At 58.9% G+C, this 17,446-nt stretch carries 17 protein-coding genes; 6 read left to right on the top strand and 11 right to left on the bottom strand.

Features of this window, described 5'->3' with window-relative positions; all coding sequences use genetic code 11:
- Positions 1-208: 208 nt before the first annotated feature.
- Positions 209-805, bottom strand: a complete 597-nt coding sequence (gene tehB, locus KHQ24_RS22015; RefSeq protein WP_017900473.1) for a tellurite resistance methyltransferase TehB — start codon at positions 803-805, stop codon at positions 209-211.
- The gene (tehA, locus tag KHQ24_RS22010) at positions 802-1,806 is read right to left on the bottom strand and encodes a dicarboxylate transporter/tellurite-resistance protein TehA (protein ID WP_119620712.1); all 1,005 of its coding nucleotides are present in this window, start codon (positions 1,804-1,806) and stop codon (positions 802-804) included. The genes tehB and tehA overlap by 4 nt, the downstream gene beginning before the upstream one ends.
- A 111-nt stretch (positions 1,807-1,917) precedes the next feature.
- Between tehA and ydcK the strand changes: the two genes are divergently transcribed.
- A complete protein-coding gene (gene ydcK, locus KHQ24_RS22005) occupies positions 1,918-2,898 on the top strand; it encodes a YdcK family protein (protein WP_087833022.1) in 981 nt (326 codons plus the stop codon).
- Here ydcK and rimL read toward each other — a convergent pair.
- The 4 genes from rimL to KHQ24_RS21985 form a co-directional block, all read right to left on the bottom strand.
- Entirely contained in the window at positions 2,884-3,462 is a 579-nt protein-coding gene (gene rimL / locus KHQ24_RS22000; protein WP_004202802.1) for a 50S ribosomal protein L7/L12-serine acetyltransferase, read from the bottom strand. The two genes, ydcK and rimL, sit on opposite strands and share 15 nt — an antisense overlap.
- 52 nt (positions 3,463-3,514) lie before the next feature.
- Entirely contained in the window at positions 3,515-5,170 is a 1,656-nt protein-coding gene (locus KHQ24_RS21995; protein ID WP_043519995.1) for a glucan biosynthesis protein D, read from the bottom strand.
- Between the two features lie 315 nt (positions 5,171-5,485).
- Positions 5,486-6,991 (bottom strand): carboxylesterase/lipase family protein, encoded by a 1,506-nt coding sequence (locus tag KHQ24_RS21990; RefSeq protein ID WP_211777470.1) that lies wholly within the window; start codon positions 6,989-6,991, stop codon positions 5,486-5,488.
- 41 nt (positions 6,992-7,032) lie between these two features.
- Positions 7,033-8,376: a VOC family protein gene (locus KHQ24_RS21985; protein WP_023318417.1), complete on the bottom strand. Its 1,344-nt coding sequence runs from the start codon at positions 8,374-8,376 to the stop codon at positions 7,033-7,035.
- A gap of 239 nt (positions 8,377-8,615) precedes the next feature.
- Between KHQ24_RS21985 and pcaH the strand changes: the two genes are divergently transcribed.
- The 4 genes from pcaH to KHQ24_RS21965 all read left to right on the top strand — a co-directional run bounded on the left by pcaH (position 8,616) and on the right by KHQ24_RS21965 (position 13,724).
- Positions 8,616-9,356: a protocatechuate 3,4-dioxygenase subunit beta gene (gene pcaH, locus KHQ24_RS21980; protein ID WP_004202816.1), complete on the top strand. Its 741-nt coding sequence runs from the start codon at positions 8,616-8,618 to the stop codon at positions 9,354-9,356.
- Complete coding sequence (pcaG, locus tag KHQ24_RS21975; RefSeq protein ID WP_211777469.1) at positions 9,353-9,973, top strand: protocatechuate 3,4-dioxygenase subunit alpha; 621 nt, start codon at positions 9,353-9,355, stop codon at positions 9,971-9,973. The genes pcaH and pcaG overlap by 4 nt, the downstream gene beginning before the upstream one ends.
- Before the next feature lie 177 nt (positions 9,974-10,150).
- The gene (locus KHQ24_RS21970) at positions 10,151-11,074 is read left to right on the top strand and encodes a LysR substrate-binding domain-containing protein (RefSeq protein ID WP_004143800.1); all 924 of its coding nucleotides are present in this window, start codon (positions 10,151-10,153) and stop codon (positions 11,072-11,074) included.
- 277 nt (positions 11,075-11,351) lie between these two features.
- Positions 11,352-13,724, top strand: a complete 2,373-nt coding sequence (locus tag KHQ24_RS21965) for a glucose/quinate/shikimate family membrane-bound PQQ-dependent dehydrogenase (RefSeq protein WP_065697001.1) — start codon at positions 11,352-11,354, stop codon at positions 13,722-13,724.
- 68 nt (positions 13,725-13,792) lie between these two features.
- Here KHQ24_RS21965 and KHQ24_RS21960 read toward each other — a convergent pair whose 3' ends face one another.
- The 3 genes from KHQ24_RS21960 to cybB all read right to left on the bottom strand — a co-directional run bounded on the left by KHQ24_RS21960 (position 13,793) and on the right by cybB (position 15,843).
- Entirely contained in the window at positions 13,793-14,911 is a 1,119-nt protein-coding gene (locus tag KHQ24_RS21960; RefSeq protein ID WP_004202819.1) for an S-(hydroxymethyl)glutathione dehydrogenase/class III alcohol dehydrogenase, read from the bottom strand.
- A gap of 24 nt (positions 14,912-14,935) precedes the next feature.
- Positions 14,936-15,211, bottom strand: a complete 276-nt coding sequence (locus tag KHQ24_RS21955; protein ID WP_004202822.1) for a metal/formaldehyde-sensitive transcriptional repressor — start codon at positions 15,209-15,211, stop codon at positions 14,936-14,938.
- Between the two features lie 104 nt (positions 15,212-15,315).
- Positions 15,316-15,843, bottom strand: a complete 528-nt coding sequence (gene cybB / locus KHQ24_RS21950; RefSeq protein ID WP_032456162.1) for a cytochrome b561 — start codon at positions 15,841-15,843, stop codon at positions 15,316-15,318.
- Between the two features lie 243 nt (positions 15,844-16,086).
- Here cybB and KHQ24_RS21945 point away from each other — a divergent pair, with 243 nt between their 5' ends.
- Positions 16,087-16,455, top strand: a complete 369-nt coding sequence (locus KHQ24_RS21945) for a hypothetical protein (RefSeq protein WP_032456163.1) — start codon at positions 16,087-16,089, stop codon at positions 16,453-16,455.
- A 9-nt stretch (positions 16,456-16,464) separates the two neighbouring features.
- Here KHQ24_RS21945 and KHQ24_RS21940 read toward each other — a convergent pair whose 3' ends face one another.
- Together KHQ24_RS21940 and KHQ24_RS21935 are read right to left on the bottom strand one after the other, a co-directional pair.
- On the bottom strand, positions 16,465-16,650 hold the full coding sequence (locus KHQ24_RS21940; RefSeq protein ID WP_053810313.1) for a hypothetical protein: 186 nt from the start codon (positions 16,648-16,650) through the stop codon (positions 16,465-16,467).
- A 230-nt stretch (positions 16,651-16,880) separates the two neighbouring features.
- Positions 16,881-17,345, bottom strand: coding sequence for a winged helix-turn-helix transcriptional regulator (locus KHQ24_RS21935; protein WP_023318421.1), 465 nt, complete (start codon positions 17,343-17,345; stop codon positions 16,881-16,883).
- Positions 17,346-17,446: the final 101 nt, after the last annotated feature.

Genomic DNA, 17,446 nt, shown 5'->3' with positions numbered 1-17,446 from the left:
CACTAGTTTTGTGACAAAATGAGGGCTTCGTCAAGGAAGATATACAAATATTGATGGGATCAACATTACGTTATTAAATAATTACTTAAAACGTTAACAGGTCGGCTTTAACCTTTCTTTTCAGCGAGGATTTTCGCGCTTCTTGATCCGAGGTGTATTCGTGAGAGGCGGCGCGGTCAATCTCAGTAATTACACGCGCCGCTGAGGATTATGCGGGCTTGCGCGCCAGCAGCGTGGCGAAGCGCAATTTGATCCGGTTGCCGCTGGCGTCGGTCCGATGCAGCTCACCGACGTCCTCATTATATTTCAGTAATTCCCAGTCCCGGTAGTACTCCCGAAGTTCATCGGGTTTAAAAGCAAACGGGAAGCCGACGGTGCAGGGATAGTCCTCGGTGTCCATCGCCGCGACAATCAGGTTATAGCCCCCGGCGGCGGTGCAGCGCTGCATATTGCCGATGAGTCCAGGGATGGTGTCAGGCTCGAGGAACATCATCACTACGGTGGAGAGGATCAGATCATACTCGCCGTCAAAGGCCAGGCTGTTGAGGTCTTTCACCGCGGTCTGCAGATTATCCAGCCCTTCGGCGGCGCGAATAGTCTCCAGATTGTTGATGCTCATCGCATTTTTATCCCACGCCGTCACCGTGAAGCCATTCGCCGCCAGATAAAGACTGTTACGTCCGTTGCCGCAGCCCAGATCCAGCGCCCTTCCCGGCGGCACAATCGTCGCGGCATGCAGCACCTCAGAGTGGGTGCGGGTCAGGCCATATTTTTCACTAAAATAATCCGCGTCTCGCGTTGTCATGATCCTTCCTTCTTATTCAGGAGTGTTTCCCGGTCGACCTGTAGCAACAGTTTCCCGCTGACCAACAGCAGCCCTGTGCGCAGCAGCAGCAGGCCGATGACCAGATTGCTAAAAATAAAGAGCGGCAGCGCCAGATGATGAAAAAAGCCGTCCGCCTTCGCCTGGCCCAGATGCAGGCCGGTGGTGGCCAGGGCGGAGATACCGAACGAGAAGCTCCAGAAAGAAGCATTGAACGGCTGGCGAAGATACCAAGGCATCAGACGCAGCATAAACAGCAGCTGTAACATACCGTAGCCGAACAGCAGCTTAGCGAAGGTATCGGCCTCACCGCCGTTAACGCTGAGCCAGGCGCTGCAGGCCACCAGCGCAGGCGCCAGCTGGATCCCCAGCGACGTGCGCAGCGCGGTCGGCAGTTCGCCTGCGCTGCGCAGACGATGGAGGATAGCCGGCTCGAGGCTCAGCCAGGAGAAGACCCCGGCGCCAAGGAACACCAGTCCGGCGTCGGTAAACCCCAGCGCGCCGCAGGCCATCGCGCTGATAAAATTATTCGCCACCGTGGGCAGATACAGCCCCGGCGTAGTGGCCTCGCGAGGATGGTTTCCCCGCCACAGGCCGCCGCTTTGCCAGGCGGCATAGGCCAGCTGCAGCGCCACGCCCGGCACAAACAGCCCGATGGCCAGCGGTCGACACCAGGGCGCCAGACCAATCGATACCAGCAACGTGGTGGCGGGAAACAGGCTGACGAAGCTGCTGCTGACCGGATGTCGCATCTCCTGCAGCACACTCGCCGGAAAGCGGATCGCCCGGCTGATAAACGCCATACTGAGCAGGACCCATATCGCTATCGCCAGCGTCACCAGCCCATCACCAATACTGCGGCTGACCGGCCAGAGGGTGCTGGCGTAACGCCAGGCAAAGCCCATCCCGATGGTGCCAAGCACCATGCCAAAATATCCCGCCGGCAGGTTAAGCACCTGCTGCGACCTATACGTTTTGTTCATTTTATTGATGTTATCAATTAAATTTGAAGTTGCATTCTAAAGGAACCTTATACCACGCGCTACGGCGATCTTTGCTATGTTTATGTTAACCATAAGTAATGAGGATCGGGAATGCGTAAATACCGTCTCAGCGAACAGACCCGGCAGTATTGTTACCAGGAAGAGGATGGCAAACAGTGCGTCACCCTGCGCCAGATCGTGGCGCTTATCGATTTCGCTGACGTCAAAGCGGGCAGCGAAGGCGGCTGGGTGGATGAAGAAAGCGCCCTCAGCCAGCAGGGAGAGTGCTGGATCTACGATGCCAATAGCGTGGTCTTCGCCGGGGCGCGCATCCTCGACGATGCCCGACTCAATGGCCCCTGCGTGGTCAGCCATGGGGCTATCATCAGCGGACGGGCATCCATTCACGCCTCGCAGGTCAGCCATCACGCGCAGATTGGTGACAACGTCACGATTAGCCAGAGTCTGGTGCGCGGCTACTGTCGCCTCGCCGACGAGGCGCGTCTTCTGCCCCACTGTCAAGTCATTGCCGCCCGTGGGCTGACCGCCGATCGCGACAAAGTGCTGCAGATTTATCAGCGAGCCACCGTCAGCGCGTCGCGCATTCTCCACCAGGCGCAGATCTATGGCGAGGCCTTCGTCGAACACGCTTTTGTCGAACATCGGGCGGAAGTCTTTGAGCATGCCAGGCTCGAGGGAAACGAGGAGAACGACGTCTGGGTGTGCGATAACGCGCGGATTTACGGGCATGCCCGTCTGATCGCGGGACGCGGTGAGGACGCCATTCCCACCGTGCGCTACAGCTCGCAGGTCGCGGAGAATGCGGTGATTGAAGGCAACTGTCTGCTAAAGCATCGGGCGATGGTGGGCGGCGAGGCGCAGCTGCGCGGTGGACCGATTCTGCTTGATGACGACGTGCTGATCCAGGGGCGGGCTGTCATCGTCGGCGATGTGATCGTTGAGCACCAGGTCACTCTTGGGGACGAGGTGCAAATCGCCGCACGGGAAGGAGAAGCCATTCACCTGCGCGGCCCGAAGACCCTCGGCGGCCAACAGCAGATCACCCGAACGCCGCTGTTAGGCGCCCTGTAGCGCCTCGTCGCGGTCAATAATACGGGCGTAGATATTCTGATCGTCATAGCTGCCGTTCAGATACTCGGCCTGTCGGAGACAGCCTTCCAGAACAAACCCGTTACGCAACGCCACCTGGTTGCTGCGGGTATTCGCCACCCGACATTTGATCACAAACCGGCGCACCAGCCCGCTGCGGGCATAGTGGTGGATAAAGGCCTGCAGGGAACGGGACAGATACCCCTGCCCCTGGTGATCCTCATCGATCCAGTAGCCAATATAGGCCGTCTTATTCTGCGGCTCGATCTGGTTGAACGACAGAACGCCAATCGGCCGCTTTTCGAGAAACAGCAAAAACATTTTGGCGTAATCCCGCTGATGCAGCATCACGTTACCCTGCACATGGCGGCGGGTCTCCTCTTCGCTGCGCACCTCGCCGGCCCAGCTGAGCGACTGCTGTAGCCAGCGCTGGTTTTTCACCACCAGCTGGTGCAGGTCGCTGACGTAGCGTTCATCAATGGCGATAAGCGTCAGCGCCTCGGTCACCGGGATCGACTCCGGTACTGCTGGAATGTCTGTGGTCATGGGGCTCTCTACGGGCCCGCAGGGGGTGCCTGGGGCCACGGCTGTCACGGGGTTATTTCATGATCCGGTCGTCAATGTAGTTACGTTTATCCGGCGCCGGCGGGAAGTACTGATAGAGCCAGGTTTCGCTGATGGCTTCTCCCTGACAGCGCAGGAACAGACGCATCTCCACCGGGTCGGTCGAGTTGGAAGTCGGATACCAGTCGAAGAGGATCCGGTAGCCATCGAACGGCTCGACGTAGAGGATTTCAATCTGCTTCGCTTCGCCGCTGGAGAGGGTGATCACCGGTTCAATACCGCGCGGCGCGGCCGCTTTCAGATCGCCGCCAACAAAGTCGATGGCAAAACGACGCGCCCACTTGTCCGGGTAGTGTTCGCCCGGCGCCCATCCCTCCGGGAAGCCCCCCATCCCGGTGCGGGTGGCGAGCACACGCGCCAGCGGTGTGCTGACCGGCGGCTGTGCGCTCCAGTAGAGACGGTAGCTGAAGTCGAGTTCGTCGCCCGCCTTCACTGCCTTTTCCGGCTGCCAGAAGCAGACGATATTATCCAGCGTTTCACCAGTGGTCGGGATCTCCATCAGGCTGACCGCCCCTTTGCCCCACTGGTTACGCGGCTCAACCCACAGGCTGGGACGCTTGTTATACCAGCCCATCACGTCCTGGTAGTGGGAAAAATCACGGTCCAGCTGCAGCAGACCAAAGCCGCGCGGGTTCTTGTCCTGGAAGGCGTTGAACTGCAGCTTCTGCGGGTTGTTCAGCGGCCGGCAGACCCATTCGCCGTTGCCCAGCCACATCGACAGCCGATCGGAGTCGTGGATCTGCGGGTGGATGGTATCGCACATCCGACGCTCGTTGTTGCCGCAGCTGAACATGCTGGTCATCGGCGCGATCCCCAGCTGTTTGATATCCTTGCGGGCGTAGAGATGGTTCTCCACGTCCATAATGACCTGGGTATCCTGGCAGTGGATGGTGAACTTGTAGGCGCCAGTGATGCTCGGGCTGTCGAGCAGGGCGTAAACGGTAAAGACCGTGGCGTCCCCTTTGACCGTTTCGAACCAGAAAGAGGTGAAATCGGGGAACTCTTCCGGGGTATCGGTAAAGGTATCCACCGCCAGCCCACGGGCCGACAGGCCATACTGGTAGGTGCTGTCTACCGCGCGAAAATAGCTGGCGCCGAGAAACGCCACGATATCCCGGCGCGCCAGCTCAGGTGCTTTAAATACCCGGAACCCGGCGAAGCCGAGGTCGGACTGCCCTTCCAGCTGCCGGGTATCTACCCCGGCGTCATTGTACTTGAACAGCTCCGGACGGAAGTGGATCTCGCGCGCCTGCTGGGTGGCGGCGTCTAAAGAGAACATGCGCACGCGGCGACGGAACCCCATCCCGACGTGGAAAAACTGGATATCCAGTTTGCGTTCTTCAATATTGTTCCATAGCGAGTGGTTAGCGTCATACTGAATGCTGTTATAAGCCTGCGGGGTGAGATTGGCCAGCGTCGGCGGCAGATCGCGCGGTGCCCCGCCCCACGGCTGGCGCGCCAGATCGTGGGCCATCGCCTGCAGCACGGCATAATCGAACCGACGCGTCTGCCCGTCGGCAATGCCCGCGTCTTCAGCAAACGCGGCCTGACTGAATAAGGAAGCGACTCCTGACGTTCCGCATACGGCGGCAACAGCCATGGAAGATTTAAGAAAACGTCTGCGGTTCATGCCTGAGAAAGCGTCCTTCTGCACGGGTGAAATGATTCGCAACGCGTCATCACGCTGCGTGATAATTTCCGCCCACTCTAGACAAAAACGATTAATAATCCAATTGTTGCCAGCAGAAAAACGGTAAAAAAGCCCTGTCTACCAGAACAGGCTGTTTTTTCATCGCCGGCGGAGGGAGAGCGCAATATCTAACGCAAACCCGTCTTAAACAAAGCGGACAGCACTCTCCCGGCACCCTGTCTCATCGCCGGGCCGTTTCTTAGCCACCCGCGGCCTGCAGCAGGGGCGTGCCCCGCTGAGCCGCCCCCATCCCCTTTATTCGAGGGTCACGTGGTGCTTCATCACCCGGCGAAACAGCGCCAGCCGGGCGCGCATAAAGCGATTCTCCACTTTAAACCCGGCACGCTTATGCAGGCCAATGCGCAGCAAACGATCCCGTCCGCGCAGGCACGCCGGCCAGCGCACCGCGCCGGCAAGCACCTGCTCGCCGCTGGCGACGCGGGCAAACTGGACCCAGTAGTCAGCGACCTGAGCGGCGAAGGCCAGATCCGCTTCACTGGCATACTGCCGCACCGGGTCGGTGAGCCGCAGGTTATCAAACACGTAGGGCACCTCGTTGCCGTGCCAGGCGCCGTGCGGATAGGCGTCATGTTCCGCTTCCGCGACATAATCGAACCAGTACCGCCAGCACGACTGGCCCACGCGCTGCTGGGCCTGCATCACCACATAGCCGAGGGTGGTAAACGCCATATCCCGACAGACTTCCCGCCCCAGCGCTTCATCGCCTTTTACGCCGGGATAGAGGAGTTTGATCAGTCCCAGACCCAGACGGCGCTCACGGCGCAGTTTCTGGATCTGCCCGGCGATGTCGACGCCAAACACCGCCATCACGCTGGCTTCATCGCTGTTGGAGCCGATGATCACCGGCATCGGATGCTGGCGCCCGGCAAAAAAGGTCTCCAGCATCGGCTGCGGGAGCACGGTATCGCCTGCGATGGGCGCTGGCCCGATATTCAGCGGGGCGGAAAGCGACCAGAAGGCCTCCGCCGGGATTGCCCGCAGTTGCTCAGCGCTGGCCTGTGGTAAGGCGAAATGTTCCGCCAGCAGACGGCCTTTCTCCAGCGCCTTTTCCCGCGGCAGATCGGGTAAGGTATACCCGCTCTGAATAATCGCTTTATGGAACAACCCTTTCGCTTTCGGCGAGGCCATCAGCGACAGCACGCTGCGCGCGCCGGCGGATTCGCCAAACAGCGTGACGTTGGCGGCGTCGCCGCCGAAGGCGTGAATGTTTTCCTGGACCCACTGCAGGGCGGCGATCTGGTCGAGCAGCGCGAAGTTATACAGCCGCTCGCCCGCCTCTTCTTCCAGCGCCGGGTGGGCGAAAAAGCCGAGGTGGCCCAGACGGTAGTTGACCGTCACCACCACCACGTCGCGGCTGGCCAGCGCCAGGCCATCGTAAGGCGGCAGGCTACCGGCGCCGATGGTAAACCCGCCACCGTGCAGCCAGACCATCACCGGCAGCGGCTGCGCTGCGCTGGCGGGGGCCCAGACGTTGAGATAGAGACAGTCTTCGCTGAAGCGACCGGGATCCCCGCCGCCAAGTTCGCGGCAGTAGTCAATGTCCTGCCAGCTGGCGGCGGAAAAGGCGTCGGCCTGACGCACGCCCGGCCAGCGGGCGGGAGGCTGCGGCGCGCGCCAGCGCAGCGGCCCCACGGGCGGCGCGGCGTACGGAATGCCGCGCCAGATATGGATCCCCTGCTCTGCGCTCCCGGCCAGCGTGCCCTGCCGGGTTTTCGCCAACGGTTTCGACGGATGTTGCATAACCTGCTCCCTGTAAGGCTGATGCCAGCAGGTTACTGATTTTACAGCAGACCGCAACGTCGTTTGCTGCGCTCCTCCGCCTGCTGGTACAGTTCAAATTCATCCTGCACCGGACAACCCAGCGCCGCTTCAAAGGCTTCGCGGCTGGCATTCCCGTGGCTGCGGGCCTGGGTTTCGTTACCCAGATTGGACTGAAAAATGCCCGCCGCGCTGACCGGTAAAAAATCCTCATAGACGATAGGCTGGGCCACTATCCACCCGCGCTCGATCAGCGGCTGGGGATCGTCGCCCGGGCGAAACGCGTGGCGATGGGCCTCGCCAGCCGGCGTCAGGCGGTAGCGAAACCAGGCCAGCCCCTGCTGACGCAGCAGAAATTCGCTGTCGGGAAATTCGCGGAATACCTCCTGCAGATGCAGCTGGTGGCTGAGATTGTCTTTGCCGGTCCCTGCTGCCTGCAGCAATCGGTCGTATAGCGCGCGTCCTTTTGGCGTCAGCGCCACGCCGCGCTGCTCAATTTCGCCGAAGCGGGCGCTGTGAGTGCCGCGGTGTTCGCCGGCGAACATTACTGGCTCCTCAAGCGCCTTGAAGCTGGTCTGTCGCAGGAGGATCGGTACCTCCCGGCGCGGCGGACCTTCGATCAAGGCCTTTGGCTCAATGCCGCACTCCGGCATCAGGGCCTGCGCGCGGTCAATATCCAGCGTCCGCGGCGTGAGGTGGTTGATATGACATCCCGGGAAGCAGACCACATCGGCAATCAAGCGATGCTCGCGATGCAGCGCGTGGTAGGTCTCCTCATCGACGGTGGCATGCCGGTGCCAGCGGAAGGTCTCCAGCGCCTCCTGCACGAACTCGCGGGCTTCCGCAGGGGTGAACGCCCCTTCGGCCTCGTGCCGGGCGATCAGCGCCAGACAGCGGGGAGTGAATATGTTGCGCCGGGCGAGGATCGCCTCGGCTCGCTCACGCAGAGCGCGGTTTTCGATCAGCTCCAGACGCAGCAGCGAGGTAAAAACCCGAAACGGATTGCGCGCCAGCGCGGCATCGTCGACAGGACGAAACGCCGTGGAATGAACCGGCACGCCGGCCTGTGAAAGATCATAATAGCTGACGGGATACATCCCCATGATGGCAAACATGCGACGCAGCGTCGCCAGTTCCTCCGCTGTGCCCACGCGGATCGCCCCGTGGCGCTCAACGTTCAGGCGAGCCAGCTCGTCGGCGTTGGCCAGTTGTTCATGCAGCTTCGGATTATTTTCCAGTACCGCCAGGTTGACGTCAGCCACCAGCTCCAGCAGCGTCCCGTACTGCGGAACTTCCTGCTGGTACATGGCCGACATGGCCTGCGAAAACTGCTCCCGAATCTCATCAGCCGTGATGGTGTTCGCCATGATGTGTTACCTCCAGTGAATACTTCCTGGAGTGTAGGAAAGCTGCCTCCCGGCGGGGGGAAGAATTTACAAACTGTGATGGCGATAACCTGCTTCCGGTCATGGGCATGGCGCAGGGCATAACCGACGGTTATGAAAAACACCCTGTAATTTCACTTTAAATTAACAATATATTTACACACACTGTTTCTGGCGACATTACAACAACATGCCTCTCTACCCTCTATACGGAGTACCCGATGAACGATAAATGGTCCCCGCGCGAGGTTATCCATCGCGATTACAGTAGTCACCCGCCCGCTTACGCCCCGGGCTATAAAACCAGCGTCCTGCGCTCCCCGAAAAACGCCCTAATCTCCCTGCAGAACTCGCTGTCAGAGATCACCGGCCCGGTGTTTAGCCGCGACGACCTGGGACCGCTGGATAATGACCTTATCCTTAACTATGCCAAAGAAGGCCTGCCGATTGGCGAGCGGATCATTGTGCACGGCTATGTGCGGGATGGTTTCGGCCGACCAATGAAAAACACCCTGGTGGAAGTGTGGCAGGCCAATGCCGGCGGCCGCTATCGACATAAAAAAGATCAGTATCTGGCGCCGATTGACCCGAACTTCGGCGGCTGCGGTCGGGTGCTGACCGACGAGAACGGTTATTACTGTTTTCGCACCATCAAGCCCGGCCCCTACCCCTGGCGCAACCAGGCCAGCGACTGGCGTCCGGCGCATATTCATTTCTCGCTTTCAGGCGACGCCTGGGCCCAGCGCCTGATCACCCAGATGTATTTCGAAGGCGACCCGTTGATCAAGCAGTGTCCGATCGTCAGGACCATTAATAATGACGACGCCGTGCGCACCCTGATCGCCGAGCTGGACATGCACGCCGCCGTGCCGCTGGATTGTCTGGCCTACCGCTTCGACCTTGTTCTGCGCGGCCATCGCGCCACGCTGTTTGAAAATCGCACTCAGGGGGCCGCCCGATGAAAGAGTATCTGCCTGAAACCGCCTCGCAGACTGCGGGACCCTATGTTCATATCGGTCTGGCACCGGACGCGGCGGGTTTTCATATTTTTGAAAAAAATTTTGGTCCGGTTCTCACCACCGCCGATACGATCGGGGAACGGATCACCATTGAAGGCCGGGTTATCGACGGCTCCGGGACTCCGGTCCGCGACGTGCTGCTGGAGATCTGGCAGGCTAACGCCGCGGGACGCTATAACCATCCTGAGGACCGTCAGCAGCAGAAAGCGGTCGACCCAGGCTTTCGCGGCTGGGGGCGCACCTGCTCTGACTTCACCTCCGGCGTCTGGCGCTTTGAAACCATCAAGCCCGGCGCGGTGGTTGGCCGCGACGGCCGTCTGATGGCGCCGCACGTCAATCTGTGGGTGGTGGCTCGGGGGATCAACATTGGCCTGAATACGCGGATGTATTTCGCCGATGAGCACGAGGCCAATGCCAGCGACCCGGTGCTGAATCTCATCGAATGGGAGGTGAGACGCAAAACCTTAATCGCCGAGCGCGAGGTTCGCGGTGCGGAAGTGGTCTATCGTTTCGACATTTATCTGCAGGGCGAGAACGAAACCGTCTTTTTCGATATCTAGCGGCCATGCTGACCACCGCCGTCGCCCCGTACAGCCGGGGCGACGGCGTGTTAAACCATAGGGAAAGATCTTGTAATGTAATCAGCTCAAATGTTAATAATATTTTGCAATCTGGTTATCAAATTTAAACAAGGCCGCTTGTCTCTTTCACCGCTGTGTTTTTAACATCATCTTACTATGGAAAAAAATGGTCTCTTCAGTCAGCGCATTCGCTTGCGCCATCTACACACCTTCGTGGCCGTCGCTCAACAGGGAACGCTGGGGCGCGCGGCTGAAACTTTAAATCTGAGCCAGCCAGCACTTTCAAAAACGCTTAACGAGCTTGAACAGCTGACCGGTACCCGTCTGTTTGAGCGGGGACGTCTGGGGGCGCAGTTGACGCTGGTCGGGGAACAGTTTCTGACTCATGCCGTGAAAGTGCTTGATGCCCTTAACTCGGCGGGCCAGGCGCTGAACCGTAAAGAGGGCCTGAATAACGATATCGTGCGCATCGGCGCGCTGCCTACCGCCGCGCTGGGGATCCTACCGACGGTGATCGGCCAGTTCCATAAGCAGCAAAAAGATATCACGCTGCAGGTCGCCACCATGAACAACACCATGCTGCTCGCCGGGTTAAAATCCGGGGAGATCGACATCGGCATCGGACGGATGTCCGATCCGGAGCTGATGAGCGGGCTGCATTACGAACTGCTGTTCCTGGAATCCCTTAAGCTGGTGGTACGCCCGGGACATCCTCTGCTGCAGGAGACCGTGACCCTCAGTCGGGTGATGGAGTGGCCGGTGGTGGTCTCGCCAAAGGGCACCGTGCCGCGGCAAAACGCCGAAGCGCTGCTCCAGAGCCAGGGCTGTAAAATGCCCGCCGGCTGCATCGAGACCCTCTCCGCTTCACTGTCGCGCCAGCTGACGGTCGATTTTGACTATGTCTGGTTCGTCCCTTCCGGGGCGGTGAAAGACGATCTTCGCCGTGGCGTACTGACCGCCCTGCCGATTGCCACCCAGGGCGCCGGGGAGCCCATCGGCATTCTAACCCGCGTCGATGCGACGCTGACCCCCGGTACACAAACCCTGCTCAGCGCTATTCGTAAATCAATGCCTGCCTGATCCGCTGATCCCCCGGCCCGTAGCGGCCGGGGAGCCAACGCTGACTGCGTCACATTCAGCAAAATAATCATTTAGTGCGAAATTATTTATTAACATTTGCGCAAATTTCTTTAACAGATCTATCATATCGCGATTTCACCAAATGGTTCATACGAAATCAAAACAGGCAATAAACTTGGCTTTATGAAGATACAAACCACTTCATTCAAAAATAAAACAAAATAACTTTGTTTCATTTGGTTCGCACTGAGGTGGCTGGTGTGGTTAAGGAGATTTCATGACAACTGGCAACGCGCCGCGCGGATTCCCCCGGATCCTGCAGTGGCTTCTCGCCGGACTGATGCTGATCATCGGTCTGGCTATCGGTATTCTGGGGGCAAAACTGGCTCTCGTCGGCGGCACGCTGTACTTCGCGCTGATGGGCGTGGTGATGGTTATCGCGGCGGTGCTGATTTTCCGTCGCCGCCGCGGGGGTATTCTGCTGTACGCCGTGGCGTTTATCGCTTCGGTGATCTGGGCGATCGGCGACGCTGGCTGGAACTTCTGGCCGCTCTTCTCGCGTCTGTTCGCCCTTGGCGTGCTGGCCTTCCTCGCCGCCCTGGTCTGGCCTTTCCTTGCCAGCTCGCCGGCGAAAAAAGGCCCGGCTTTTGCCATCGCCGCCGTGCTCGCCGTGGCGCTGGCGGGAAGCTTTGGCTGGATGTTTAAATCCGAACCGCTGGTCAGCGCCACGGAAGCGGTGCCGGTGAAACCCGTCGCGCCGGGCGAAGAGCAGAAAAACTGGGCGCACTGGGGCAACACCACCCACGGCGACCGCTTCGCCGCCCTGGATCAAATCAACAAGCAAAACGTCAACCAGCTGCAGGTAGCCTGGGTGGCGCATACTGGCGATATCCCACAGAGCAATGGCTCCGGCGCGGAAGATCAGAATACCCCGCTGCAGATTGGCGATACCCTCTACGTCTGTACCCCTTACAGCAAAGTGCTGGCGCTGGATGTCGACAGCGGCAAAGAGAAATGGCGCTATGACTCCAAATCCTCTTCGCCTAACTGGCAGCGCTGCCGCGGCTTAGGCTATTACGAAGATAGCCAGGCGCAGACGACGCCAGCGTCAGGCGCTCAGCCTGCCGCTTGCTCCCGTCGTCTGTTCCTGCCAACGATCGATGCCCGCCTGATCGCCATTGATGCCGACACCGGCAAACTGTGCGAGAGCTTCGGCGATCGCGGTATTGTCGACCTTAGCGTCGGGATGGGCGAAGTCAAAGCAGGTTACTATCAGCAGACCTCCACCCCGCTGGTCGCGGGTAATGTGGTGGTGGTCGGCGGCCGCGTCGCGGATAACTACTCTACCGGGGAACCGCCGGGGGTGGTCCGTGCGTTTGACGTCCACACCGGTAAACTGGCCTGGGCGTGGGATCCGGGTAATCCGGCGCTGACCGGCGTACCGCCGGAGGGCCAGACCTATACGCGCGGCACGCCGAACGTCTGGTCGGCGATGTCTTACGACGCGAAGCTGAACCTGATCTATCTGCCGACCGGTAACGCTACGCCTGACTTCTTTGGCGGCGAACGAACCGCGCTGGACGATAAATACAGCTCCTCCATCGTCGCCGTGGATGCCGCTACCGGCCAGGTACGCTGGCACTTCCAGACCACCCACCACGACCTGTGGGACTTTGACCTGCCGTCTCAGCCGCTGCTGTACGATCTGCCTGACGGCAAGGGCGGCACCACCCCGGTGCTGGTGCAGACCAGCAAGCAGGGCATGATCTTTATGCTCAACCGCGAAACCGGCGAGCCGGTGGCGAAAGTGGAAGAGCGGCCGGTGCCGGTGGGCAATGTCAAAGGCGAGCGCTACTCGCCGACGCAGCCTTACTCGGTGGGAATGCCGATGATCGGTAACCAGACGCTGACCGAGTCCGATATGTGGGGAGCGACGCCGATCGACCTGCTGCTGTGCCGTATCCAGTTCAAAGAGATGCGCCATCAGGGCGTCTTTACCCCGCCGGGAGAAGACCGCTCCCTGCAGTTCCCGGGCTCGCTTGGCGGCATGAACTGGGGCAGCGTCTCGGTGGATCCCAACAACAGCCTGATGTTCGTTAACGATATGCGTCTGGGTCTCGCCAACTATATGGTGCCGCGCGAGAAGGTGGCGAAAGACGCCAGCGGCATCGAGATGGGCATCGTGCCGATGGAAGGCACGCCGTTTGGCGCCATGCGCGAACGTTTCCTGTCGCCGCTGGGCATTCCGTGCCAGAAGCCGCCGTTCGGCACCATGTCCGCGGTGGATCTGAAAACCGGGAAACTGGTGTGGCAGGTGCCGGTAGGTACCGTAGAGGATACCGGGCCGCTGGGGATCCGCATGCACATGCCGATTCCGATCGGTATGCCGACCCTTGGCGCGTCGCTGGCGACGCAGTCCGGGCTGCTGTTCTTCGCCGGCACTCAGGATTTCTACCTGCGCGCCTTTGATACCGCTAACGGCAAGGAGATCTGGAAATCCCGTCTGCCGGTTGGCAGCCAGTCAGGCCCGATGACCTACGTGTCGCCGAAAACCGGTAAGCAGTACATCATTATCAATGCGGGCGGCGCCCGTCAGTCTCCGGATCGCGGCGATTACATTATCGCCTACGCGCTCCCTGACCATCACTGATTGACTTAAGCAAAAGGGCCCATCCGGGCCCTTTTTTGCTGTTGCCGAAACGCCTTGCGCGTTAGCGATTACTGGTCGCCAAAGTGGATCACGGTGCGAATCGATTTGCCTTCATGCATCAGGTCAAAGGCCTCGTTAATCTGCTCCAGCGGCAGGCGATGAGTAATAAACGGGTCGAGGCGAATTTTACCCGCCATCGCGTCTTCCACCATTCCCGGCAGCTGGCTACGGCCTTTCACGCCGCCAAAGGCGGAGCCGCGCCACACGCGGCCTGTCACCAGCTGGAACGGACGGGTTTTGATCTCCTGCCCGGCGCCGGCCACGCCGATAATGACGCTCTCGCCCCAACCCTTATGGCAGCACTCCAGCGCCGCGCGCATCACATTGACATTACCGATGCACTCGAAGCTGAAATCCACCCCGCCGTCGGTCAGCTCAACGATCACATCCTGAATCGGCTTATCGTAGTCGTTGGGGTTGATAAAGTCGGTAGCCCCCATCTCTTTAGCGAGAGTGAACTTATCCGGGTTGGTATCGACTGCCAGAATGCGCCCGGCTTGCGCCTGCACAGCGCCCTGGATCACCGCCAGGCCGATGCCGCCCAGACCAAAGACCGCGACGGTATCCCCGGCCTTAACCTTCGCCGTGTTGTGCACCGCGCCGATACCGGTGGTCACGCCGCAGCCCAGCAGACACACTTTATCCAGCGGCGCCTGCGGATTGACTTTCGCCAGCGAGATCTCAGCGCAGACCGTGTATTCGCTGAAGGTGCTGGTGCCCATGTAGTGATAAATCGGTTCGCCGTTATACGAGAAACGGGTGGTGCCGTCCGGCATCAGCCCTTTGCCCTGGGTAGCGCGTACCGCCTGACAGAGATTGGTTTTACCCGACTTACAGAATTTGCACTCGCCGCATTCGGCGGTATACAGCGGGATGACATGATCGCCCGGCTTAAGGCTGGTGACGCCCTCGCCCACTTCCACGACCACGCCGCCGCCTTCATGGCCCAGCACCGCCGGGAAGACCCCTTCCGGATCGTCGCCGGAAAGGGTGAAAGCATCGGTATGGCACACGCCGGTATGGGTGATTTTCACCAGAACTTCGCCTTTTTTCGGCGGCGCGACGTCGATCTCTACGATTTTTAACGGCTGACCGGGGCCAAAGGCCACTGCTGCGCGTGATTTCATAACTGTCTCTTCCTCGTCGTGATGTTATTTTAAATAGGATCGTAGCAGATGACCGACCTCTGCCATTCTCGCGGCCCGCTGGTCCGGGGTGGTGTCGCCGCTGACCAGCTCGTCCTGCAGGTGGATCTCCACCATTTCGCCCATCAGACCGTTTGCCGCCCCGCGAATCGAGGCGATCTGCTGCAGGATAGTCATACAGGGCTCGCCGGACTCCAGCGCGCGTTCAAGGGCTTCAACCTGGCCGCGGATGCGTCGTACGCGGCTGAGCGCCCGTTTTTTATCTTCAGGTGAATGTGGCACGATAACGCCTCCGTATCATATAGGGGGGTATACTATATTTTATTCACCACAAAGGCAAAAAAAACCCCGTCGCGGGACGGGGTCTGAATGTTGAAGCAAACCCTTCAGCGCTTACGGGGCATCATTCGCAGCAGGGTATTATCTTTCCACCAGTAATGATGGAGCAGCGCAGCAAAGGCATGCAGGCCAATCACGAAGTAACCGGCGTTCGCTAACCATTCATGGATCGCTTTCAGGGTGTCCACCCGCTCAAAATCGCTCTGCGGAGCATACGGCATCGTCAGGCCAAAGGCGTACCAGGGATTCCCGCGCCAGTACATCATTACCATGCCAATCAGCGGCAGGCCGATAAACAGCAGATAGATAATCAGATGGCCGAGATGGGCGAAACCAGTCATCATCGGTGACGGCTTTGGCACGATCGGCGGCGTCGGCATTTTCAGCCGCACCAGCAGACGCGCCACCATCAGCACGCAAATGGTGATTCCGCAGGAAACATGAACCATATTGATCAGCGGCCGATCGCTGCGGGGGAAAAATCCGCGCAGCTCCATCGCCGCATAGGCCACCACCACCAGCAGAAAGACCAGCCAGTGGATGCCGATCTGCAGGCCGGAATATTTATCGCGCATGGAATATCCTTAATGGAAAGTGTGATTGTGCCAACATAGCGGCCTTCTCTTAAATTTTCATTAACCTTTACGTTGAATTAACCATTGATTACCGCATTGTGCCGAGCCGCTGCACCCGGACCACGCGAACGGGCGCCGGATACCATCCGCTATTACAAAATTAAACATTTTTGTTACCTGCCGCCGCGCTCTCCCCTCTATAGTTGAGAACATCTGTCGGCCACGCTGCGTATGGAGATGAAAATGAAGAAAATGAGCTTACCGCTATTGCTGCTGACCGCGCTGGCCAGCCCGACTTTCGCCGCGGACTGTCAGCCTAACGGCATCGGTGGCTCATTTTGCATTAACGATGACGGGACCACTACCGACACGGTGCCGAATGAAGTCAACGGTATGGATACGTATTCGAATAATGGCGGGTATAGCAGTTCTCTGCCCGACCAGTCGGGGGCAGAGGAAGCGCTTGAAGGGTCAACGCTGTCGACGCAGCAGGACAGCGTCGCCAGTAGTGGTCAGGGAGACAGCGCCCTGGCGGGTCGCGACTGGCATTCGCCGTCCAATCTGAATGATGGCGCCGCCACCTCCAGTATGAGCCTGCTGGATAAACCCTGAGGCCTGGCGTCAGGCAAAGCTCCAGCCTGCGGCGCCGATGGCGACGGCGAACAGCAGGCAGGCCAGCGCCGTTTTGCGTAACAGCATGGTATAGAAGGAGATCGCGACGCCAACGAATACCACCAGCAGAATGGGCCACATGCTTAATAACAACAGCAGAAAACCCTCAATATTACTATGGATTACGCTTTCCACATCCGCATCCCTGCCTCATCGTCGATAAAGTAAGCAGAATTTAATATGTAACATGAATACATTCAAATAAAATATAAATGTAAATGATTATGCGGCTGGCGGCGGGTCACTGTTACGCGTCCGGGGAGTTAGCATCAGAAGCAGTGCGCAAAAAATAGGTCAGGATTGTTCCACAACCCTTTAGCGGTACGATCGTATTCTCACTAGAATCCCGCAAACCCTTCACGACATTATTCGGCGCTGGTATCTGATACAACGCGCCGGCGATGACAGTCGCCTGGTTGCAATTTATCTCCCTGAGCGGAACGCACATCCAGATATTGAAGCGGCTGGCCGTGTTCGTTATCCAGCAGGACAGAGTAGGTTTCTCCCTGCTCAAACATATAACGCTCTCCCCATTGACGCATCGCCACAACAATGGGAAACACGGAGCGCCCCTTTTCAGTCAGGACGTATTCCTTATATGCGCTGCCATCCGATGCCGGTAAAATCTCGAAAATACCGATCTCGACCAGGTGCTTCAGGCGCGCGGCAAGGATATTTTTGGCCAGCCCTAAATTTTTTTGAAACTCGCTGAATCTCCGTACATCGTCAAATGCTTCGCGGATAATCATCAGGCACCAGCGTTCACCAATGGATTCCAACGTTCTCGCCACCGGACATTCACTGGTTCTGAGTGATTCCTGTTTTGCCATCTGCGCGCTCCTCATCAATCTGTCTACTAATGCTAGCTTAATCTTCCGTTTTACCAGTTGCAAAAAAAAACCACTATGGCTATTTCTATAGGTAAACGAGT

The organism is Klebsiella sp. 54 (assembly GCF_018223875.1).
In the GTDB taxonomy this organism is placed as follows: Bacteria; Pseudomonadota; Gammaproteobacteria; order Enterobacterales; family Enterobacteriaceae; genus Klebsiella; species Klebsiella quasipneumoniae.
Note: the sequence above shows the minus strand (reverse complement) of the source record. Positions and strands in the feature narration are given on the sequence as shown.